This window comes from Micromonospora lupini (assembly GCF_026342015.1).
Lineage (GTDB): Bacteria > Actinomycetota > Actinomycetes > Mycobacteriales > Micromonosporaceae > Micromonospora > Micromonospora lupini_B.
In genome coordinates this window covers 2,963,769-2,981,556 of record NZ_JAPENL010000001.1, presented here as the reverse complement: position 1 = coordinate 2,981,556, position 17,788 = coordinate 2,963,769, and the positions used below count along the sequence as shown (strand labels likewise).

30 protein-coding genes are annotated in these 17,788 nt (G+C 70.6%); 12 read left to right on the top strand and 18 right to left on the bottom strand.

Annotated features, from left to right (window positions below; genetic code table 11):
- The first annotated feature begins 92 nt into the window (after positions 1-92).
- Genes OOJ91_RS13665 through OOJ91_RS13645 form a run of 5 tightly spaced genes read left to right on the top strand, consistent with a single transcriptional unit; the run spans position 93 to position 2,681 of the window.
- Complete coding sequence (locus OOJ91_RS13665; protein WP_266244959.1) at positions 93-935, top strand: SGNH/GDSL hydrolase family protein; 843 nt, start codon at positions 93-95, stop codon at positions 933-935.
- Positions 932-1,906: a hypothetical protein gene (locus tag OOJ91_RS13660; RefSeq protein WP_266244958.1), complete on the top strand. Its 975-nt coding sequence runs from the start codon at positions 932-934 to the stop codon at positions 1,904-1,906. The genes OOJ91_RS13665 and OOJ91_RS13660 overlap by 4 nt, the downstream gene beginning before the upstream one ends.
- A 4-nt stretch (positions 1,907-1,910) precedes the next feature.
- The gene (locus OOJ91_RS13655; RefSeq protein ID WP_266244957.1) at positions 1,911-2,201 is read left to right on the top strand and encodes a hypothetical protein; all 291 of its coding nucleotides are present in this window, start codon (positions 1,911-1,913) and stop codon (positions 2,199-2,201) included.
- Positions 2,185-2,385 carry a DUF7620 family protein gene (locus OOJ91_RS13650; RefSeq protein WP_266244956.1) on the top strand — a complete coding sequence of 67 codons (201 nt, stop codon included), beginning with the start codon at positions 2,185-2,187 and terminating at the stop codon, positions 2,383-2,385. The genes OOJ91_RS13655 and OOJ91_RS13650 overlap by 17 nt, the downstream gene beginning before the upstream one ends.
- Entirely contained in the window at positions 2,382-2,681 is a 300-nt protein-coding gene (locus OOJ91_RS13645) for a putative phage holin (protein ID WP_266244955.1), read from the top strand. Before OOJ91_RS13650 ends, OOJ91_RS13645 begins: the two co-directional genes overlap by 4 nt.
- On the opposite strand, the gene OOJ91_RS13640 is transcribed toward OOJ91_RS13645, so the two are convergent.
- Entirely contained in the window at positions 2,682-3,005 is a 324-nt protein-coding gene (locus OOJ91_RS13640) for a hypothetical protein (RefSeq protein ID WP_266244954.1), read from the bottom strand.
- Positions 3,006-3,042: 37 nt separating this feature from the next.
- Between OOJ91_RS13640 and OOJ91_RS13635 the strand changes: the two genes are divergently transcribed.
- Together OOJ91_RS13635 and OOJ91_RS13630 are read left to right on the top strand one after the other, a co-directional pair.
- Positions 3,043-3,276 carry a holin gene (locus OOJ91_RS13635; protein WP_266245394.1) on the top strand — a complete coding sequence of 78 codons (234 nt, stop codon included), beginning with the start codon at positions 3,043-3,045 and terminating at the stop codon, positions 3,274-3,276.
- Positions 3,277-3,343: 67 nt separating this feature from the next.
- Positions 3,344-3,646 carry a hypothetical protein gene (locus OOJ91_RS13630; protein ID WP_266244953.1) on the top strand — a complete coding sequence of 101 codons (303 nt, stop codon included), beginning with the start codon at positions 3,344-3,346 and terminating at the stop codon, positions 3,644-3,646.
- Positions 3,647-3,879: 233 nt separating this feature from the next.
- Here OOJ91_RS13630 and OOJ91_RS13625 read toward each other — a convergent pair whose 3' ends face one another.
- The 7 genes from OOJ91_RS13625 to OOJ91_RS13595 form a co-directional block, all read right to left on the bottom strand.
- A complete protein-coding gene (locus tag OOJ91_RS13625; protein WP_266244952.1) occupies positions 3,880-4,122 on the bottom strand; it encodes a hypothetical protein in 243 nt (80 codons plus the stop codon).
- Complete coding sequence (locus OOJ91_RS13620; RefSeq protein ID WP_266244951.1) at positions 4,119-4,574, bottom strand: hypothetical protein; 456 nt, start codon at positions 4,572-4,574, stop codon at positions 4,119-4,121. Before OOJ91_RS13620 ends, OOJ91_RS13625 begins: the two co-directional genes overlap by 4 nt.
- Complete coding sequence (locus OOJ91_RS13615; protein WP_266244950.1) at positions 4,574-5,179, bottom strand: hypothetical protein; 606 nt, start codon at positions 5,177-5,179, stop codon at positions 4,574-4,576. The genes OOJ91_RS13620 and OOJ91_RS13615 overlap by 1 nt, the downstream gene beginning before the upstream one ends.
- A complete protein-coding gene (locus tag OOJ91_RS13610; RefSeq protein WP_266244949.1) occupies positions 5,179-5,415 on the bottom strand; it encodes a hypothetical protein in 237 nt (78 codons plus the stop codon). Before OOJ91_RS13610 ends, OOJ91_RS13615 begins: the two co-directional genes overlap by 1 nt.
- Positions 5,415-5,759 carry a hypothetical protein gene (locus OOJ91_RS13605; protein WP_266244948.1) on the bottom strand — a complete coding sequence of 115 codons (345 nt, stop codon included), beginning with the start codon at positions 5,757-5,759 and terminating at the stop codon, positions 5,415-5,417. The genes OOJ91_RS13610 and OOJ91_RS13605 overlap by 1 nt, the downstream gene beginning before the upstream one ends.
- A 72-nt stretch (positions 5,760-5,831) precedes the next feature.
- A complete protein-coding gene (locus tag OOJ91_RS13600) occupies positions 5,832-5,981 on the bottom strand; it encodes a hypothetical protein (protein ID WP_266244947.1) in 150 nt (49 codons plus the stop codon).
- A 2-nt stretch (positions 5,982-5,983) separates the two neighbouring features.
- Entirely contained in the window at positions 5,984-7,294 is a 1,311-nt protein-coding gene (locus tag OOJ91_RS13595; protein ID WP_266244946.1) for a hypothetical protein, read from the bottom strand.
- A 133-nt stretch (positions 7,295-7,427) separates the two neighbouring features.
- Here OOJ91_RS13595 and OOJ91_RS13590 point away from each other — a divergent pair, with 133 nt between their 5' ends.
- Positions 7,428-7,643 (top strand): hypothetical protein, encoded by a 216-nt coding sequence (locus OOJ91_RS13590; protein ID WP_266244945.1) that lies wholly within the window; start codon positions 7,428-7,430, stop codon positions 7,641-7,643.
- 68 nt (positions 7,644-7,711) lie between these two features.
- Here the strand turns inward: OOJ91_RS13590 and OOJ91_RS13585 are convergent, their stop codons facing one another.
- The 6 genes from OOJ91_RS13585 to OOJ91_RS13560 form a co-directional block, all read right to left on the bottom strand.
- Entirely contained in the window at positions 7,712-7,990 is a 279-nt protein-coding gene (locus OOJ91_RS13585) for a hypothetical protein (RefSeq protein ID WP_266244944.1), read from the bottom strand.
- A 3-nt stretch (positions 7,991-7,993) separates the two neighbouring features.
- Positions 7,994-8,182, bottom strand: coding sequence for a DUF397 domain-containing protein (locus tag OOJ91_RS13580; RefSeq protein ID WP_266244943.1), 189 nt, complete (start codon positions 8,180-8,182; stop codon positions 7,994-7,996).
- Positions 8,183-8,242: 60 nt separating this feature from the next.
- On the bottom strand, positions 8,243-8,449 hold the full coding sequence (locus OOJ91_RS13575; RefSeq protein WP_266244942.1) for a hypothetical protein: 207 nt from the start codon (positions 8,447-8,449) through the stop codon (positions 8,243-8,245).
- On the bottom strand, positions 8,446-8,712 hold the full coding sequence (locus OOJ91_RS13570) for a hypothetical protein (protein WP_266244941.1): 267 nt from the start codon (positions 8,710-8,712) through the stop codon (positions 8,446-8,448). Before OOJ91_RS13570 ends, OOJ91_RS13575 begins: the two co-directional genes overlap by 4 nt.
- On the bottom strand, positions 8,709-8,879 hold the full coding sequence (locus OOJ91_RS13565; protein WP_266244940.1) for a hypothetical protein: 171 nt from the start codon (positions 8,877-8,879) through the stop codon (positions 8,709-8,711). The genes OOJ91_RS13570 and OOJ91_RS13565 overlap by 4 nt, the downstream gene beginning before the upstream one ends.
- Positions 8,880-9,041: 162 nt before the next feature.
- Complete coding sequence (locus OOJ91_RS13560) at positions 9,042-10,307, bottom strand: helix-turn-helix domain-containing protein (protein ID WP_266244939.1); 1,266 nt, start codon at positions 10,305-10,307, stop codon at positions 9,042-9,044.
- 160 nt (positions 10,308-10,467) lie between these two features.
- On the opposite strand from OOJ91_RS13560, the gene OOJ91_RS13555 reads away from it, so the two are divergent.
- Complete coding sequence (locus tag OOJ91_RS13555) at positions 10,468-10,875, top strand: winged helix-turn-helix domain-containing protein (RefSeq protein WP_266244938.1); 408 nt, start codon at positions 10,468-10,470, stop codon at positions 10,873-10,875.
- A 134-nt stretch (positions 10,876-11,009) separates the two neighbouring features.
- A complete protein-coding gene (locus OOJ91_RS13550; RefSeq protein ID WP_266244937.1) occupies positions 11,010-11,600 on the top strand; it encodes a hypothetical protein in 591 nt (196 codons plus the stop codon).
- Between the two features lie 179 nt (positions 11,601-11,779).
- Here OOJ91_RS13550 and OOJ91_RS13545 read toward each other — a convergent pair whose 3' ends face one another.
- Both OOJ91_RS13545 and OOJ91_RS13540 read right to left on the bottom strand, forming a co-directional pair.
- Positions 11,780-12,184 (bottom strand): hypothetical protein, encoded by a 405-nt coding sequence (locus OOJ91_RS13545; protein WP_266244936.1) that lies wholly within the window; start codon positions 12,182-12,184, stop codon positions 11,780-11,782.
- A 174-nt stretch (positions 12,185-12,358) separates the two neighbouring features.
- The gene (locus OOJ91_RS13540; RefSeq protein ID WP_266244935.1) at positions 12,359-12,892 is read right to left on the bottom strand and encodes an NUDIX domain-containing protein; all 534 of its coding nucleotides are present in this window, start codon (positions 12,890-12,892) and stop codon (positions 12,359-12,361) included.
- Positions 12,893-13,403: 511 nt separating this feature from the next.
- Between OOJ91_RS13540 and OOJ91_RS13535 the strand changes: the two genes are divergently transcribed.
- Positions 13,404-15,191 carry a carboxypeptidase-like regulatory domain-containing protein gene (locus OOJ91_RS13535; RefSeq protein ID WP_266244934.1) on the top strand — a complete coding sequence of 596 codons (1,788 nt, stop codon included), beginning with the start codon at positions 13,404-13,406 and terminating at the stop codon, positions 15,189-15,191.
- 80 nt (positions 15,192-15,271) lie between these two features.
- Here the strand turns inward: OOJ91_RS13535 and OOJ91_RS13530 are convergent, their stop codons facing one another.
- Entirely contained in the window at positions 15,272-15,658 is a 387-nt protein-coding gene (locus OOJ91_RS13530) for a hypothetical protein (protein WP_266244933.1), read from the bottom strand.
- Positions 15,659-16,144: 486 nt separating this feature from the next.
- On the bottom strand, positions 16,145-17,029 hold the full coding sequence (locus OOJ91_RS13525) for a PhzF family phenazine biosynthesis protein (protein WP_266244932.1): 885 nt from the start codon (positions 17,027-17,029) through the stop codon (positions 16,145-16,147).
- 244 nt (positions 17,030-17,273) lie between these two features.
- On the opposite strand from OOJ91_RS13525, the gene OOJ91_RS13520 reads away from it, so the two are divergent.
- Complete coding sequence (locus OOJ91_RS13520) at positions 17,274-17,648, top strand: YciI family protein (RefSeq protein ID WP_266244931.1); 375 nt, start codon at positions 17,274-17,276, stop codon at positions 17,646-17,648.
- Positions 17,649-17,788: the final 140 nt, after the last annotated feature.

Here is a 17,788-nt window from a genome sequence, read left to right as displayed (position 1 = left end):
CCGCCCCGGCCGCCACGGCGGCCGTTTCCTTCTCCGCCGTCTGGCTCGGGCTGACCGCCCGCCGGGCGGCGTCTTCATGCCTGGAGGTGTTCATGGTTCGGATCCGTGCTGTCGTCGCCCTGGCCGTGGTGGTGCTGGTGGCCACCGCGGCGGCCGGTGTTCCGCCGGCGACGTCGGCGGCCGCGGCGGTGACGTGTCCGTCTCCGGCGCCGGCGGAGCGGGTCATCCTCACGATCGGCGACTCGATCACGGAGGGCGCGACGATGGCCGGGTCGGTGTCGGCCGGCTACCGGGCCGAGCTGGGCCGACTGCTCGACGCCGCCTGCATCCCGAACCGGATGGTCGTCGCGGCCATGGGCGGCACGACGTGCGGCTACTGGACGTCGCGGATGGCCAGCCTGGTCACCACCCACCGGCCCGACCTGATCATCCTGAACTGCGGCACCAACAACAGGTTGGACAACGCCAGCGCGGACACCGTCGCCGCGTTCGAGAGCACGTACCGGGCGCTGCTCGACACCGCGCTGGACCTCGACCCGGACGTGGTCGTCTGGCCGACGTGGGTGCAGTACAGCGCGGGCCGGGCGACGCCGGCGTGCACCACCCCGCCCGGCCCGAGCCCGAGCTGGCTGCCGGCGTCCGAGGCTCGCGTGAACGATGCGATCTACCGGGCCGTCCGCGTCGTCGACGAGTTCGGCAAGCGTGTCCCGGGCTGGATCGACCTGCAGTCCATCCCCGAGGGGTACCTCGACGCCTGCGGCGTCCACCCGACCGAGGGCGGCTACGCGGTGATGGCGCGGCTGATCTTCAACGCGATCGCGGCGTCGCTGGTGTCTCCGCCGTCGGCTCCGCTGCCGTGCGGACTGACCGGCCGCCGGCCGGGCGGGGCGGTCCCCAACTGGACGCCGTGCGAGCAGATGGGAATCAATCAGTGACCCGAGCACCCTCGAACCTGCAGGCCGTCCGTAGCCTGCTCCTGGCTCACCTCAACGTCGACCCGAACAGCGACCGCCCCGCCGACCTGGAGCCGGCGGAGGTCGGGATCGTCGGCGACCCGGCCCACCGGGGCGGCTACCACTGCGGCTCCGACCGGGTGGTGACGAACGACTACTCGGTGGTCGAGTCGTCCCGGGACCGGGCCGGCCTGACGCTCGACGCGGCGGCGCTGGACGTCGGTGGCTTCTCGGTTCGCTCCGCCGGACGTACGCACACCCTGCCCAGCTTCTCGCTCTGGTGCGTCGGGCAGTGCGCCGCGAACGCGCCGGACACCCGGGACATCCGCGAGATCATCTACAGCCCAGACGGCACGACCGTGAAGCGGTGGGATCGCCTCGGGAAGCGGTCGAGCGGCGACAGTTCGCACCGCTGGCACACCCACTTCAGCTTCTTCCGCGACGCGATCAAGGCAGGCCGCGACCAGCGGCCCCTGTTCCGCCGCTACCTCAGCTCCATCGGACTCCTGGAGGACGACGACATGACCCCGGAAGAGCACAACTGGCTGGCCACCGTCCACAAGAACCTCACGGTCATGGACGGCCGGAACCCGATCGGGCAGGTCTACACCCGCATCACCGACGGCACCGACCAGGTCTTCGGCAAGGAGCACAAGCAGACGTTCCCCTCACTCGTCGCGCTCGGCAAGCAGATGACGGCCATGCAGGCCGCTGTGCTCGGCGCGGTGCAGGGCCTCGACACCAAGGCGATCCTGGCCCGCGTCGACCAGGTCGCCGCGGCCGAGGTGGCGCGCGACGCGAAGACGGCCACCGAGCTGGCCGACCTGTCCGGCAAGCTGGACCAGGTCGCCGACCTGCTCGGGCGAATGGAGTCCGGGGAGCTGACCGCCGAGCAGGTGCTCGTCAAGCTGCGCGAGCTCCTACCCGCCGGCGCCACTGCACCGCAGGACTGACCCGGTGGATGTGCCGGTCGCCGAGCTGGCCGGCAAGGTCGGTCCCGTCGGCCTCCTGTCGCTGGTCGTGCTGCTGATCCTGACCGGCCGTCTGCTGCCCCGCCCGGTCTTGGAGGACCGGATCCGGGACAAGGCGGAGCAGATCACGCACCTGCAGGAGACGCTCGCGAGTCGCGACGAAGAGCTGCGGGTACGTGGTCAGCAGGTGGACAAGTTGCTGGCACAGTCGGACCTGACGGTGCAGCTGCTGCAGTCCCTGGCGAGGGAGGCGGGCCGCGATGACCTGGTGGCGTAGACGCCGGGGCCCGTCCCCCGAGACCGAGGCGGCCCGCGACCGGGCGGCGGACGCCGAACGCAGCCTGCAGCGGGCCCGCGCCGACGACGACACGGTCGACGCGGTGGCCGCGAAGCTGGTCGAGTTGCGCCGCCGCAACCACTTCGGCCCGATGATCACTTCAGCGTTGCGGGGGTCGAGATGAGAGACCTAACGACAGTCCTGGCGGCGGTCGGCGCCGGCGCCTGCTGGTACTTCGTCGTCGTGTTCTGGTGGACGACGGGCGGGGACTGGCGGCACAACGCAGGCGGCCGGCACGTCATGCTGTTCACCGCCGACCTGGGCCTGTTGATGACGCTGATCGTCGTGGCGCGGATCTGGCCGGGCTACCCGGGCCGCGACGTCGTGGTGCTGGTGGCGTTCGCACTGCTCGTCGTGCAGATCGTCTGGCGGTGCGTGCTTCTGCACCGAGCACAGCACGAACCGGCCGCGCGCCGGTAGCTACTCCGGCGGCCGCTCGTACTGAATCCCGGCCCGCTCGAACCGGGCCCGCACCTCGGCCGCGTGCGCCGCGGCGACCTCCATGTCGGCGCCGGCCGCCTGGAGCAGCTCGACCGTCGGCCCGCTGATGCCCTGCGGGTCGGCCAGCGCGACGCCGGCCTGGATGCCCAGCAGCCGCGGATCAGTCGACACCTCACGGACCGCCGCGATGGCCTGGTCGCGTGGGGTGTCTCGGTCGCTGCCGGTGCCGTACCGGCCGGCGACGCCGGACAGCCCGGCCAGTACGAGCCGGTCAGCGGCCGGCAGTGACGGCACATGCACCATCCGACGACCGTACCCAAGGAGGCACCTCGTGTTCACCATGAAGTTCTGGAAGTCCGCCGCCGAGCGCGCCGGCAAGAGCGCCGCGCAGGCCCTGCTGGGTCTGTGGGCCCTCGACGGATTCAACGTGCTGCACGCCGACTTCCCGCTCGCCGGCGGTGTGGCGGTCGGCGCCGCTGTCCTGTCACTGCTGACGTCGATCGTGTCGGTGGGCGTCGGCGAGCCGAACAGCCCGTCGCTGGTCGAGATCCCCTCGGCCTCAGCCCGCCCCTGACGCCGTGCTCACCCCCCTGATCACCTGGGCCCGCGACTGGGTCCAGATGCCCGCAAGAATCCGACGAATGGAGCCCATCGTGTCCGACCTCGCCCAGCAACTCGACGCTGCCAACGAGCAGCTCACCACCGCCGTAACCGCCCTGTCCGGCCTCCAGGACGACGTGCGGATCATCGTCAACCGCGTGCCCGAGGGTGACGCCGAGGCGCAGGCCGCGGCCGACCGGGTGGTCTCCACTGTCAGCGCCCTCACGTCGGGTCTGGCCGCGTTCCGGGCGGAGACCCCGGACGCGGACGGCTCGGACACCCCGACCGAGCCGACCGACCCGGGCACCGACCCGGGCGAGCCGGAGACCTTCTCGCGCCGCTGAGCCGGCCACACACGGCGTCCGTTGCCAGCCTGCCCGCGGGCTGGCAACCTCTGGTCAGGCGCGGTACCGCTGAGGTCCTGCCCGCCAGCCGCACCAAAGCTGGAACACGCACGCCGCCCGAGAGGGATCGGTAACCGACCAGGGTGCCCGCCGCCTACAACGAAACGCCCCACCCGGCTCCGGCCGGGTGGGGCGTTTCTGCGTGTCCGGACCCGTTCGCCCGGCGCAACGCCTCAGCAGTAGTCGTCGCCCCACTTCTCGCTGGCCCGCTTCTGGCACTCCTTCTTGCAGACGACCTCACCGTTGTCGGTGCAGTACCGGAACTTCTTGCCGGCCGGGATGGTGTCTCCGCAGCCTTCACACACCTGGTCGGTGTCGCAGTTCTCGCACACGCGGCCGGTCTCGTGCAGCTCGGCGGTGCAGTTCTCGCGGCTCGCGACCCAGGTGTATCTGAACTTCGTCTTACCGTGACTCATGCCGCCTGCCGGTACTCCCGGATGCGGCGCTTCGCCGTCCGCTCCGACACCCGGTGCACGGTCATCAGGTGCCGCACGATCTCCATGTACGGCTGGCGCGCATCCACGAGCCGGGCGACCGCCGCCTCGATGGTCTCCGGCTCTTCGTCGTCGTCGAGGTCCAGGTCCAGCTCGTCGTCGACGAGCTCGTCGACCACTCGCACTCGGCGGCCGCCGCGCTCGACGATCCGCCCGAACCAGCCGGTGTCACGGCCGGTGTCATCGGTGTCAGGCACCGAGCTGACCTGCGAGTTGACCTTGACACCACTCCCCTCATCCTCGGTGGGGGAGGGGTCCCGGTACTCCTGGATCCCGATGAACAGCAGGAACAGCGCGCCGGCGACCAGCAGCGCGATCGGCCCTCCCCAGCCGCGGTCCGGTTCACTGCTCGCGGCGATCAGCATGATGGTCATCAGGCGTCTCCGAACAGCATCGCGGGCCAGGGTGCGACGAGCGTGGCGGCGGCGTCGATCAGCGCTCGCGCGGTGTCGCCGACCAAGCCGCCGGGGAGGTCGGACATCAGGCCGAGCAGGATCGCCACGATCCACAGCGGCGCGTTGAGCCTGCGCAGCCCGGACGCCGGGAACGAGAGCGTGGCGAACCGGCCCAACTTCTTGCTCAACTTGATCGGCAGCATGCACCCGACCGCGTAGATCCACAGAAGGGCGATGCCGGCGCCGAGGACGAAGTTGATGCTGGCGCCAGCGATGTACGCGCCGCCGGTGGAGTCGAGCAAGCTCTGCACCAGCTTGCTGAGCGTCTCGACGGTCCACTGGTCGAGTGGGCTGCCGTCGAAGCCCTCGCGGATGGTGGGCACGGCGATGATGAACGCGAGCCGGTCGCGCAGGCTGTTCGGGCCGACCGACATCCAGTCGATGAGCAGGGCGAGCAGCAGCAGAATCGCAACCGTCGTCGGGGACATGGTGTGCGTGATCTCGAAGGAGCCGCCACCGGGCCCGGGTGTCGGGCTCGGTGACGGGGTGGGCGTCGGTACGGCCGCCAGGAGCGCGGTGAGCATCAGGTCGTCGTCCAGTTCCGGACCACCGTGCCGGTGGCCGCGTCGCGGACCTCCATGCGCGGGCTGTCCATCGGTTCGTTCGCCGCTCGGGCGTCGCGGGTGAGTGCCCAGAGGTGCCGGTCGAGGGTGTTCTCGTAGCCGGGCACGTCGAGGTCGAGGAACAGTTCGTGGGTTTGGTGGTGCAGCACCTCGTACTGCCCGTCGAAGATGTGGAGGCGGAACTTCTGCGTGGCCATCAGCGGTCCATCTCCAGGTGGATGCAGGCGACCAGGAGCAGCAGCCCGAGGACGACGCCGACGCCGGCGGCGGTCCACGCGATCAGGGTGTGGCGGGCGAGGATGGCGGCGAGGACGACGGCGACGTCGACGAGCACCACGACCGCGCCGGTGACGACGATCGGCGTCCACGGCACGCGGCGGACGGGGAGCACGACGGGGTCGACGTGGGCGAGGCGCAGCTCGGTGACTCTGGCGGCGACCTCCGACGGGTTGCCCGCGGGCGCGGTCACGGTCTTGCCCGCGAGTGCCCGCAGCGGCGAGTCGGCGGGCACCTGGCCGCTGACTTGGTGGGTTGTGGTCATGATGGGTTCCTTCCTTCGGGGAGGGTCCCGGGGAGCGGCTGGCTGTCCAGGCGTAGGCCGCGCCCCGGGTGCTTACTTCGTGCGGGAGATCGCGTCGGACACGAGATAGAAGGCGCAGAACGCCAGGCTGACCTTCGCAAAGGTCACGGCCGTTAATGAGCTGCTGGCGAACATCACGACCAGGGCAAGCCCGGCGCAGATCAGGATGGGTCGGCGGAACATCTCTAGTCCTTCCCGTTGGTGCGGGCTGCTGCCCGCGACCGCTTCCATTCGTTGGCGTACGTCTTCCCGGTGCCCGCGAGTGCGGCCAGTTTCCGGTCCGACGGCGCGCGTCCGTGCTGCTTGACGTACTGGTCGTATGCGGCCGCGCAGCGGTCCGCCTCGGTGGCGGGCGGCGGTGGTGTGGACGGCCTGACGGCCGGCGGGTCGACCCGCGCGTTGATGGCGTTCTGCCGCTGACGGGGAGCGGGCACCGTCGCGGGCACCCGGCCGGGCAGCTCCGGACTGCCCGCGGGCACGCTGCCCGTCGCGGGCACCGCGCTGCCCGGCGCGGCCGGGGGCGGCCATACACCGAGCGGCCGATGACCCAAAGCGAGGCGAGCCCCGGCGATGTCGGACGCACGGCGGGCGCCCGCGACTTGCCGCTCCAGTTGCCTGCAGAGCTGGATGCCCGGGTCGGCCTCGTCGACGGCGGCGGCGGGCAGTCCGCGCAGCGCCGACCACGCCGTGCGCAGCCGGCCGCCCGTACGGCGCGCCCGCTCGGCGTCACGGTGCGCGTGGTAGCCGGACCACGCGATCCGGGGGTCGCGAACGTTGTGCTCGATCGACCACCGCTCCGCCTTCCACGTCCTGACCGGGAACGCGCGGCGGCGCTTGCGGTCGAAGATCGCGCCGGTCTCGTCGACCAGGTCCTTGCGGAGTAGCTGCACGTGCTGGGCGCGGCGGGTGTGTAGGCCCCACAGCCACGGCGACAGCAGCGACGCCATCCCGGACCCGACCGCGAACGGCGTCGGCGTCCAGTGTTCGCCGTCGAAGTGGGAGTAGTTCATGGCGGCGACGACGGCGGCGATGAGGTAGGCGCGGCGGCGCATCTCGGCGGCGGTGCCGGTGGCTTGCTGCAGGAGTGCGTCGTGGGCGTGCCAGTTGACGTAGAGGGAGATGGACTCGACGGTCGCGGCGTAGACCAGGGCGACGCCGGCGCGGATCAGCGGGTTCCACGTGACGGGGGTGCGGGTGAACGCGTACGCGGTCTGCCCGCCGACGGCGGCCGCGTTGACGAGCAGCAGCGGGCCGACGGTGCGGGCGGAGTCGGCGACGGCGGCGAGCTTGCGCCGGCGGCGGGCTCGGGCCTTGGCCTTGGCCTTGCGGCGCTTGCGCTCGGCGCGTTCCTGCTCGCGTTCGAGCTGCCGGCGGGCGGCCCGGTTCGCGGTCGCCTGGTCGCGGGCGAACTGCGCGTCGAGGCGGCGCCGTTCGTCTTCGACGCGAGCGACGTCGGCCATCTCGGCGGCGTCGAGCCGCCGACGGAACAGGGTCATGCCGACCATCCTGGCGCGTCTGGCACTCCTGGCGCAACTGGCGTTACAGTCACGGCGTGTCGACGTGGCTATCACCGGCGTGTCTGGCGTGAGATCATCCCCAGATGAACGGCGTCGGAGCAGGGAGCGCAGGTTGAGCAGCAGCGTGTGGGTGAGCCCGGCCGAGGCGGCCAAGCTGCTGGAAATCTCGCCACGTCAAGTGCAGCGGTCCCTGCAGGACGAAGAGCAGCGCACCCAGGAGTGGGGCGCGGAGGGTACGGGCTGGCGGTACAAGCCGCTGTCCACCAGGGGCGCGTACCAGCTGCGGCGCAGCGCGGTCATGAAGAAGGCCGGCGAGCCGGAGAAGTAGCCCGGACACGGAAGCGCCCCCACTCACCTGTAGCCCAGGTGAGTGGGGGCGCTTCGTCGTCGGGACCGTCAGGGCGGGTCGAGCAGGGGGACCTTCTTCGGGCGGCCCATGCCGCGCTTGCGGGAACGCTCGGCCAGCGAGGGCTCGGCGGGCCACTCGCCAGCCTGCCGCCGCCGGCACTCCGGCTCGGCGCAGTCGCACCACCAGCCCAGGTTCTCGGCGAGGATCCTGTCGCCGACGCAATCGTGCTTCGACTCGGCGAGGATCCGGGGCATGCAGCCCAGGCAGCGCGACGGGCCTTGCGGGAGGGGCCGACCGGGCGTGGTGTCGATCGGCCCCTCCATCATGGGTTAGAAGGTTTGGCCGGCCTGCACGCTGGCGACGAACGTCGCCCACTCGCCCTGGTCGAACTTGACCTGCTCGCCCGGCCGCTGCGAGTTCCGGACGACCCGGTTGAGGTCGGCGTCGACGGCGACCTCCACGCAGTTCGGGCCGGAGTTGTCGCACCGGTTCGGGCGTACGAACTTGAGCTGGGACATGGTGGTGCTCCTTTCCTCAGCCGGCCGTCGGGTACGGCCGGTGGTCGTGCGAGGGGTGGTCTACTTGGGCAGAAGCAGGTCGTGGGCGACGAGCTGACCGAACGCCTCCGCCCACTCCCAGCAGCGGCCCTGCTTGTTGCAGCGCGGGCAGCGCCCGTCGACGGCCTGGTGCTCGGCGAGGGTCCGCCGCCACCGCGCCTCCGTGGCGGCGGCCGCCGGCGGCGTCCGGGTGGTCACGGCCGGCTGGACCAGGCCCGGGGCGGTCACGGCCGCTCACCGGCCGCCACGGCGGCCAGGACGTCGACGCTGACCAGCACCTCGAAGCAGAACGGGCGAGCGCAGTCCGACGACTCCCACGAGCACTCCGGGCCGTGCCCGTACACCCACGCGAACCGCGGGTCGTCGGACTCGTGGACGGACACGATCACGATGTCGTGGTACGTCTGGCCCTCAATGCCGGGGCTCGACTGCCACTCGGTGGGCCGCACCGACACCCGGGCGCCCGGGCCAGGCATCGTCCGGGCGGTCACCGGGTCGGCCCGTCGTAGTGGCGGCCGCCGGCGCGGTGGTGCGCCAGCGCGATGAGCCGCGCCTTGGCCGCTTCCTGCTCGACGGTCTGGTAGCGCTGCCCGGTACCGGGTGGGACGCGCGGTGGGGTGGACGTGAGCAGCCGCCGCAGCCTCTGGACGATGTGCACGGTGTCGCCTCCCTCGCTCCGAGGGGCGCGGCTCACCGCTGTTCGACGGTGAGTTACCGCGTCCTGACCTCAGAGTTCCGGGTGCGAAGTGAGGTATCCAGGTACCTCACGTACCACGTGCCACCGGCCCGACCGAAAGGGGTGCGGGGCGTACCAGCCGCGTCAGACCTGGCGGTCCATCAGCGACGTCAACGCCGCAAGATCAGCCGACATCGCCCTCCGCCGACCGTCAGCGATTGACTGGACGATCTCCCGCGCGTACCGCTGCTGCCGCAGCCACGCCGGCGCGACATCCCGCAACTGCATCAGCACCGCAGTGGCGTCCGCCGGCCGGCCGGTCTCCACGTACGACCACGCCACGTCGAGGCGGTGCCGCTGCCGCGACGACGGGGTCACCTGCGGGGAGTCGGTCACCTCCCGGGCGAGATCCAGGGCCCGGTCCGGCTGGGACGCGATCACCGCCGTCTCCACCCGCATCAGCTGCACGCCGCTGCCGGAGAAGTCGTTGCCGGCGACGTCGACGAAGAACCGATCGGCCGGGTCGTCAGGCTGGGTCAGCCGGTCACCGAGCTGCCCGGCGCCGGCGGCCGCGAGAGTCAGCATCGACCGGGCGTCGTCCTCGCGGGCGTTACGGGCCGCGGCGGCAGCGCCCTTGAGGAGCAGCACCCCCCACGCGGCCAGCGCGCGGGGCGTCGCGGTGGACAGTCGCGGCTCGACGGTGTCGGCGGTGCGGGCTGCGAGATCCTCCACCTCGGCGATCCGGCCGGTACGCAGCAGCAGCCAGCACAGGTGCGCGGTGGCGCTCGCTCCGGCGACCTGGTCGTCTGCGGCCCGCGCGTAGGTGCCGGCCTGGTCCAGGGCGATGTGCGCGAGGTCGAGCTGGCGCAGCTGGATGAGGAGCCGGCCGGCGAGCTGGTAGGCGTAGGAGGCGATGCCGAGGGCGACCTGGCCGTCGTCGCCGGCGCCGGACCGCTCGACCAGCGCGTCGGCGGTGGCGAGGACCAGGGGGACGCTGCTGATGACGGTGGCGTAGTCGTTGGCGTGATAGGCGCGGTTGGCGTCGGCGATCAGGTTGCGGACGTGCTCCACCGGCAGGTCGCCGTCGACGGGCGGGCGGGGGCCGACGGGCTGGCCGTCGAGGCCGCGGGCGGGCGCGAGGGCGCGGCGGATCCCGACGAGGCCGAGCGGCTCGGCGTGCGGTTCGCGCATCGCCTGGGCGTGGGCGGCGGAGCCCATCAGCGCCGAGGTGGGGACGCCGAGGGCGCGGGCCAACTTGCGCAGGGTAGGGATGCGGGCGCTTTTACGCACGCCCTGCTCCAGCTTCTTGATGGTCTCGACGCTGACCGCAGCCTGCTCGGCGAGCTGCTCCTGGGTCAGTGTGGACTCGCGGCGGATGCGAGCGAGGTGCTCGCCGATGGTCGGCTCCATGGTGGTCTCCCCCAGGTAGCGGTCTGGGCGGCGGCCCGCCGACCGCTACAACCGGCGGGCCTGCCATGTCTGACCGTACCGCAGCAGTGACGGTCGGGAGCGGACTGCGGTACTCAGGTACCCCACCACCCCTATGTGTAGCGCCGCTTAGCCTGCGGCGGTGAGCCCGGATCAGGAGCAGGTCGGCCGGCACGAGGTGGCCGAGATCCTGCGCGCCCGGATCAGGTCTGGGCAGCTCAGACCGGGTGACCGGATACCGTCCGAAAGGGACCTCAGCCAGACGTACGACGTCAGTCCCATCACTGCCCGGGCGGCTGTGCAGCAGCTCCGAAACGAGGGCCTGGCCGAGGCGGTGCGCGGCCGCGGCGTCGTCGTTCGTGCAGGTGTCGAGCCGGAGCCGGTGATGGTCGAGGTGGGGGCGTGGGTGTCCGCGCGAAACCCGACGCCGGAGGAACGTCGGATGTACGGGGTGCCCGAGGGCGTGCCGCTGCTGGTCGTGACGCACCCGGACGGGTTGCAGGATCTGTACGCGGCACATCGGTACCGGCTGACCTTCCGGGCGGACTGACGGCCTGATCGGTCGATGGATCTTCCCCGGATGTGACGGGCACGTTAACCGTTGACGCGGCAACGTTTCACCATCTGCAAGATGCGGCGGGTGATCATTGCCTCACCCCCTGTCCCATCCACGAGACTCCCACGATGGAAAACACGTGGGGACCTGAACAGAACACCGATCCGCCGGGCAGGTCGGGGGGCACTCAGACCGCCTACTGCGTACTCTTCGCCGTCTCGCTCACGGCCGGCGCCCTCGCCTGCCTGTTCGAACACGTCACTGGCGCGTGGATCGCCCGCGGTCTGTACGCGATCCTCGCCGGCCTGATGGTCATCGGCGGCTGCGGGTGGACGATCGCCTGGTTGATGAGCGGGTCAGAGGATCGCCTTCACCGGCACGCTGCGGCCGAGATGACCGAGGCACGCGCGGAAGCACGCGCGGAGCGGGCCGACATCCGGGCGGAGGTGACAGTGCTCTCGGACCGGGTGGCGGAGCTGACCACCCAGGTGCAGGCGCTCACCGCCGCGGTCGCGCAGTCCCGGGTGACGTACCTGCCGACGGCGCACCAGCCGCCGATCGGCCACCGGTACCTCGGCGCCGCGGCCGTGGGAGGGGTCGGCGACACCGTGCCCATGCGGACCGGTCTCGACCCGCAGGCGATACAGGACGCTCGGACGATCGCGCGCCGCCTGGTCGACGCGGACACGCTGCCGCGGCAGGACCAGGCCGGAGACTGATCGCTGCTCTCCGTGGTGGGCGGAGGGTGTACTTCAGGGTGTACTGCACCCCCTTGCATGGCACTGCACACAAGTACGAAAACGCAGGCTACGCAGGGGGGTGCAGTACCTTCCGACGAACTCATAATCCCTCGGTCGCGGGTTCGAGTCCCGCCCGCCCCACCAGCCGTTTTCCCTGGTCAGCCTGCACGACCCGCCGCACGGTCAAGGCGGTCCGCCACCTGGTCCACGTCGTCCTCGAACCGGTCCGCGTACACGTCCAGCGTCGTCGCCGCCGAGGCGTTTCCGAGCATCCGCTGCGTCGCCTTGACGTTGGCGCCCTCGGCCACCGCCAGGTTTGCCGCCGTGTGTTGCAGCTCGTGCGGGGTCAGGCCGGTGATCTGCGTGGCGATCGGCTCGACCAGGAACCGGGGAGCGGCACCGGCAGGCGCTGGTGTGTCTTCGGCGTACCGAACACCGCCCGACCGTTGACCTCCGTCACCGACCCCGCGACCAGCAGCCGTCGCTTTACCAGCCCACCCGTCGCACCCAAAGCGCCGCCAGCTCGGCTTGCCGAACGGTGGAGGGCACAAGTCCGTTCCCACACCGGAAGCACCTGCCGCCGCAGCAGACCGCCGTACCGCTGGCGAGTCGACGGCTTGAGCTGCACGAGAGCCGGATCGACCCACTCACCGCGGGCACGACTGCCCCGACGAGGCGTTCGGCCACCCACACCGGCAGCGGCCTTTAACTCACCTGCCTGATCGCACTGAGTTTGTTCACCCGCGAGTAGACCGAAGGCCATACAGCGTGAGCGCGGCAAGGGAGGGCGCGTCGACCAACTGCCCGCTGACTATCAGCTGCTCAATCTCCTCATCGGTAAAGGCCCGATGCTGCATGTCCTGTTCGCTGATCTCGCGGTCGGGAGCGCCTTCGCTCAGGCCGGTCGCGAGGTAGACATCGAAGCCGTGGGTCGAGAAGCCGTATGCCTCGAACAGGTGCCCGAGATGGGACATCTCCTCGGCGGCAAGCCCCGTCTCCTCCGCCAATTCCTGTCGAGCGAGTTCCACTGGTTCGCCGTTGCCGCCGCTACTCCAGCTACCCTGAGGGAACTCCCACGCGCGTCGACCAACCGGGTAGCGGTACTGCTCCACCAGCCAGAATCCGCGAGCCCACCGAGGCAGCACCAGGGCGGAGTCGGCCTTCTCCACCACCCCGTAGATTCCTGGGCTTCCATCGGGGTGCCGGATGACATCCTCTCGGACCGTCATCCACGGGTTGCGATAGACGACTCGACTGCTCACCTGCTCCATCAGGCCATGTTCGCAACTCCGATGCCTGCCCGCAGTCCTCCGGATCAGGCAGTCCGCATCTAGGGCCTGTTTCATAAGAACTGGCCGGCCTGCGGCGGGCCCGGACGACGACCGGCGGCGTTGCGGTTTCGTCCGGATACAACACCGGTATCCGAACGAAACCGCGCCTTGCCGGATCGCCGCCCGGACTCCGCCTCGGCTCGACCGCCCTTATGAAACAGGCCCTAGTCGGCAAGAGGTCAACCGACGGTGGGGCAGGGGTGTGAGATATCGAGAGATGTTTGCGCTGCCAGACCGCAATCTGCGCCTGTCGCGTCCGCTGCGAGATCCGACTGCTCGCGGCGTCCTGACAGTGACCGATCGAGGATCATCGGTCTGACGCCGTTGGACCGGCCACGGTCAAAGTCGGTCTACATCTGTCGGTCGTCGTTGGTATCTTCACCCACACACCATTGGGGACGCGCCGCCGGGTGTCCTGGTTCGACGCGTCCAGCTCAAGAAACGGGGAAATATGACGCGTAAGGCGCTGCGCATTCTCGGCGCAGTAGCGGTCGCCACAATGGTGGCCATCACGGGCCTGACCGGCCCGGCCGGCGCAGCCAGCTCCGCTGGCCTGGACGGCGTTGTGGTCGACAAGGTGACGGGTGCCCCGGTCTCCGGCGCCGGAATCGTCATCCAGCAGCAGGACGGCTCCGGCTGGAACTTCACCAACAGCGACTCGCAGGGGCGGTTCGCCTTTCCGGACACGGCAGCCGGCCAGTACATCGTGCAGGTCATGGCCGACGGCTACGTCGAGCAGTGGCTCAACGGCCACCAGAACCAGTGGGAGGCGGACCCCATAACGGTCCCCGCCACCTTGCGCGTCCCGCTCATGCCCATTCAGTACGGCAGTGTCGCGGGTCGGGTCGTCAGCAGCACGGGTGCCGCCATCGCCAACGTCAACGTTCAGTTGCGGCGCGGCAGTAACTCGGTGGCCGACACAGGTACTGACTCGAAGGGGCGCTACCGCTTCGACCATGTCGAGACCGGTTCCACCTACACGGTGCAGTTCACCTTCCCCAGTGGTCAGGTCCTGTTCAACGGTGGGGCCAACTCAGAGTACGAGGCCCAGCCGCTGACCGTCTCCGCCACCCAGACGACGCAGGTCAACCTCACCCGACCACCTGTGGGGCACCTGACGGTACGGGCGCTCGACGCGGTCACCCGCAAGCCCGTCGTCAACTTCTGCTGGTACCCACAGGAGGGTCCGCTCAACTTCCACACCACCTGCTCGGATGACACCGGCCGGGCCCGGTTGCGCGACCTGCCGGTCGGTACGTACCGCGGCGGCGGCTACGACCCGAACAAGGTCTATGCCAACGCCCTGTTCGGCCCGACCGAGGTGGTCGAAGGCAGGACGGTGAGCACCACGGTCCTGCTGGTCAAGTCCGTGCACCTGCGCGTCGATTTCGTGGACGCGGTGACCGGTGACCCCGTTGACGGCGCCTGTGTCACGCTGGCCGACCCCGTCCGCGCCGACGTCGGCCAGAACGGGCAGTGCGGTTCGTCTGTCGAGTACGACACTCTCTTCGCCGAAGACGCGTTCCGGCTCTTCGTGGCGCCGTACGACGGGACGCACGGGGCTCAATGGGTGTCCACGACCGGCGTCGGGACGGGTGACCCTGCTGCGGCCCGGGTCTTTCGACCGGCGGCCGGAGAGCACGTCCAAGTGACCGCCAAGCTGGACGCTGGGGGAACGGTCGCCGGTGTGGTCAAGGACGCCGCGACCGGCAACGGCGTGCGGAGTGTCTGCCCGACGGCCACCGCGCCGCCGTCCTCGTACGGCCCGAGTGCGAACTCGTACTGCACTGACGACGACGGCCGATACAGCATCACGATGCTGGGCCCCTACGAGTGGAAGCTCGCATTCCCTGCGTACGGCGGCCAGCACGCGTGGACCTGGTCGGGGAATGCCCCCAACCGGGCCTCCGCCACCCCGGTCCGGGTCGTCGCCGGGCAGAGCACCACCCTCGACGTCAGCCTGGTCGCCACGGGCACCATCAGCGGCACGGTCACCGTGCCCGCGGGCCAGTGCGTCACGTGCGTGACCATCCAGGCGGTGGACGCGTCGACCGGTGACTATGCCGGCGTCAGCCCGCGGGTCCGGGCTGACGGGACGTTCACGATGACGGGCCTCAACTCGCAGGACATCAGGCTCTACTACAGCGTCGGGGACGACCTCGTCGAGTATCCGACCCGGCTGCGTACCAAGGCGGGCGAAGCGGTGACCGGCGTCGCGATCGTCGTTCCGGCAGCCTGACCACGACGGACGCAAGGGCCTGCCTTCCGCGGAGGGTGGGCCCTCGCGCCTGTTTGGGCCTGGTGGTTTGCCTGTCGCCATCAGTGCCCCGCCGGGGCGTCCTCACCCTCGAGCAGTCGGCCCGGGCCGGTCAGACCAGGGCCGATCCTCTTGACCCTGTCGTCGAAGAGCAGATTGATCGTGCCGTCGGCGTCGATGGCCACGCTGGCGGGCCCATCGTGCTCCTCGCCGACCGGGTAGAGCTGACCGGCAGTGGGTCCGGAGAGGTCCGCGGTCGACAGAAGATCAGTGACGGCAAGTCCGGGCAGCGCGACGTCCGCGCCGGAAACGATTCGGAAGGTGCCGCCGACCGCTTCGGGCGTCCAGCCAACGCTCATGGCGTAGCGGGCAAGTTCACGGACGTTCTCCGCCGTCGGGTACGCGTACCTCTCCTCCCAGGGCGTCGGCGGGTAAGGCCATTCAGTCACGTCGACCTGCAGGGCACGGCCGTTCTTCCCCGCTCCCCAGACCCGGACTCGGATGCAGCGATGAAGACGACCATCGCGATCGAACGCGTCGCGGATGTCGGCCTTCCAGGTGAGCGTCCGACCGTCGACGTGCAGCTTGCGTAGCCTCGACCTCATCCGACCGCGCCTCCAGTCCGGTAATCCTGCGCTGTCCGCCTCCAGCCACCAGCGGCCAATGGACCGAGTCGAGTCGGCCTCAGCCGAGGCGCAGCAGCAGAACCTGGTCATCGTTGAGGTCGGAGATGCAGTCGCGCAACAGCGTTAGCCCGTCCAGACCGACGGTGCCGCTCTCCTCGAAGGCCATCCCCATCTCCTCGAAGTGGGCGGCCAACTCCTCGGCGCGGTGCCCGGCGGGGTCGAGCTGATCCAGGAACCTTTTGTGGGCTGCGGTGCTGTGCGGGCTCGACGGGCCAGCTCGGTGATGCTGTCGGGAAAAGCCCGGGCAGGCTACTGGGCGGGGGTGACACCGGTGCGGGGAACGGATGGCGGGGCCTGCGGGTGGCGAACCAGACCGCCGATCCTGGCCACGATGCCGTCACGGGTGTGTGTCGCGGTGGCGAAGACCGCCGACGGGCGGCCGAGCGCGTCGCCCTGGTGCACCTCGATCTGGCTGGTACGGGATGTGTCGAGCAGGTGGGCGGCGAGGCAGCCGACGCTGTTGGCGTTGACGATGTCCTCGTCGACGCCGATGGCGGGGGCGAACATGCGGGCGGTGGCTGGTCCTGTGGACGGCGAGAGCGCGTAGGCGAAGCAGCCGAGATAGCCGAGCCGGCGGCACTCGGCTGCCAGCCCGGCGAAGTCGGGCCGCATCGCCGACAGCGTCCGGCGTTCCTGGACACGGACGAGAAGCCGGGGCGTGCCGGGTGAGGCGACCCGCAGGTCGTCGGCGATGTCGCCAGCCGTCAGGCCGAGGGCCGCGATGATGGCGCTGCCGCCCGGCTCGGCGTGGTCCCGCAGCGCGATGACGCCCTGCTCGAACCAGACTGCGATGCCCTCGGGCCGGCGGGCGGCGGTCACGGCGACGGTTCGGTTACCGGTGCGTTGGTACCCGTGGCGCTGGGTGCCGCCCGAGCGGTGCAGCAGGACGGCCTGCGCGGCGATGGTGCCGTGGCCGCAGTTACGGAGTTCGCCCTCGCTGGTGAAGAACCGTACGCGGGGCGGGGCCGCACTGTTGCCATCGACGAACGCGGTGTGGGAGGTGCCGACGGTCGCTGCGACAGCGCGTCGCTCGTCGTCGGTGCGGGTGGTGTCGTCGATCACGACCGCGGTGGGGCTGCCACCTCGCCCATCGCGGGTGCAGGCATCCACCACGATCAGCCGTGGGCCGGGCATCAGGCCGTGGCGCCGAGGACGGTCATCGGTGGCCGTCCGGTGCTCGATCCTCGTACCTGCCGTCCCGGCCTGGGTGCCGTCATCGCCTGTGCCACCCCTCCCCTGCTTCGATCTCCCACACGGTAACCCCGAGCCACAGAGGTCAGGTGAGAACGTTCTGGCGTAGCGTCGAATCCGGGGCGAGCCGTTCGTAGTACAGGCAGGAGGCGGTCGGCAGAGGCCGCCGGGACGAAGGAGTCTGGGCATGCCGCGGTACCTGATCTCGTTCGACGACGGCGCCATGGACCACATCCCCGCCGAGGACTGGCCCGATGTGGGCAAGGCCGCGCACGCGGTGACCGAGGAGGCCGTGCACGCCGGCGTGTGGGTGTTCGGCGCCGGACTGGAGAGGCAGCGGGCGACGATCGTGGCCACGGACGGGACTGTCACCGACGGCCCCTACCCGGAGACCAGGGAGGTCGTCGGCGGGTTGGCGGTCGTCGACGTGGCCACCCGCGAGGAGGCGCAGGCGTGGGCTGGCAAGATCGCCGCCGCTTGCCGCTGCGCCCAGGAGGTGCGGGAGCTGATGCCCGACCCCGAGACTGACGCGCTGCTCCGCGAGACCGCCAGTCGCGGATGACGGCGCGCGTCTCCGCGCCGGCCGGGAGCAGGGCGCGAGGCGGTAACCGAGGTCGCCCAGCGCCCTGTCTTCAACGAAGGCGCGGCTCAGCCGATGTGGCCTCGTGTGCCGGCATGGCCACCGACGGTCGCAGCGGAATC

Coding starts and splice junctions, on each gene's coding strand:
- OOJ91_RS13580 (WP_266244943.1), bottom strand. CDS start 8,182: ATGTCCCAGCTCAAGTTCGTACGCCCGAACCGGTGCGACAACTCCGGC.
- OOJ91_RS13640 (WP_266244954.1), bottom strand. CDS start 3,005: ATGGTGCATGTGCCGTCACTGCCGGCCGCTGACCGGCTCGTACTGGCC.
- OOJ91_RS13635 (WP_266245394.1), top strand. CDS start 3,043: ATGAAGTTCTGGAAGTCCGCCGCCGAGCGCGCCGGCAAGAGCGCCGCG.
- OOJ91_RS13535 (WP_266244934.1), top strand. CDS start 13,404: ATGACGCGTAAGGCGCTGCGCATTCTCGGCGCAGTAGCGGTCGCCACA.
- OOJ91_RS13520 (WP_266244931.1), top strand. CDS start 17,274: ATGCCGCGGTACCTGATCTCGTTCGACGACGGCGCCATGGACCACATC.
- OOJ91_RS13650 (WP_266244956.1), top strand. CDS start 2,185: ATGACCTGGTGGCGTAGACGCCGGGGCCCGTCCCCCGAGACCGAGGCG.
- OOJ91_RS13610 (WP_266244949.1), bottom strand. CDS start 5,415: ATGGCCACGCAGAAGTTCCGCCTCCACATCTTCGACGGGCAGTACGAG.
- OOJ91_RS13645 (WP_266244955.1), top strand. CDS start 2,382: ATGAGAGACCTAACGACAGTCCTGGCGGCGGTCGGCGCCGGCGCCTGC.
- OOJ91_RS13630 (WP_266244953.1), top strand. CDS start 3,344: ATGGAGCCCATCGTGTCCGACCTCGCCCAGCAACTCGACGCTGCCAAC.
- OOJ91_RS13585 (WP_266244944.1), bottom strand. CDS start 7,990: ATGATGGAGGGGCCGATCGACACCACGCCCGGTCGGCCCCTCCCGCAA.
- OOJ91_RS13540 (WP_266244935.1), bottom strand. CDS start 12,892: ATGGAGCAGGTGAGCAGTCGAGTCGTCTATCGCAACCCGTGGATGACG.
- OOJ91_RS13615 (WP_266244950.1), bottom strand. CDS start 5,179: ATGCTCACCGCGCTCCTGGCGGCCGTACCGACGCCCACCCCGTCACCG.
- OOJ91_RS13620 (WP_266244951.1), bottom strand. CDS start 4,574: ATGACCATCATGCTGATCGCCGCGAGCAGTGAACCGGACCGCGGCTGG.
- OOJ91_RS13625 (WP_266244952.1), bottom strand. CDS start 4,122: ATGAGTCACGGTAAGACGAAGTTCAGATACACCTGGGTCGCGAGCCGC.
- OOJ91_RS13595 (WP_266244946.1), bottom strand. CDS start 7,294: ATGACCCTGTTCCGTCGGCGGCTCGACGCCGCCGAGATGGCCGACGTC.
- OOJ91_RS13600 (WP_266244947.1), bottom strand. CDS start 5,981: ATGTTCCGCCGACCCATCCTGATCTGCGCCGGGCTTGCCCTGGTCGTG.
- OOJ91_RS13560 (WP_266244939.1), bottom strand. CDS start 10,307: ATGGAGCCGACCATCGGCGAGCACCTCGCTCGCATCCGCCGCGAGTCC.
- OOJ91_RS13665 (WP_266244959.1), top strand. CDS start 93: ATGGTTCGGATCCGTGCTGTCGTCGCCCTGGCCGTGGTGGTGCTGGTG.
- OOJ91_RS13605 (WP_266244948.1), bottom strand. CDS start 5,759: ATGACCACAACCCACCAAGTCAGCGGCCAGGTGCCCGCCGACTCGCCG.
- OOJ91_RS13550 (WP_266244937.1), top strand. CDS start 11,010: ATGGAAAACACGTGGGGACCTGAACAGAACACCGATCCGCCGGGCAGG.
- OOJ91_RS13525 (WP_266244932.1), bottom strand. CDS start 17,029: ATGCCCGGCCCACGGCTGATCGTGGTGGATGCCTGCACCCGCGATGGG.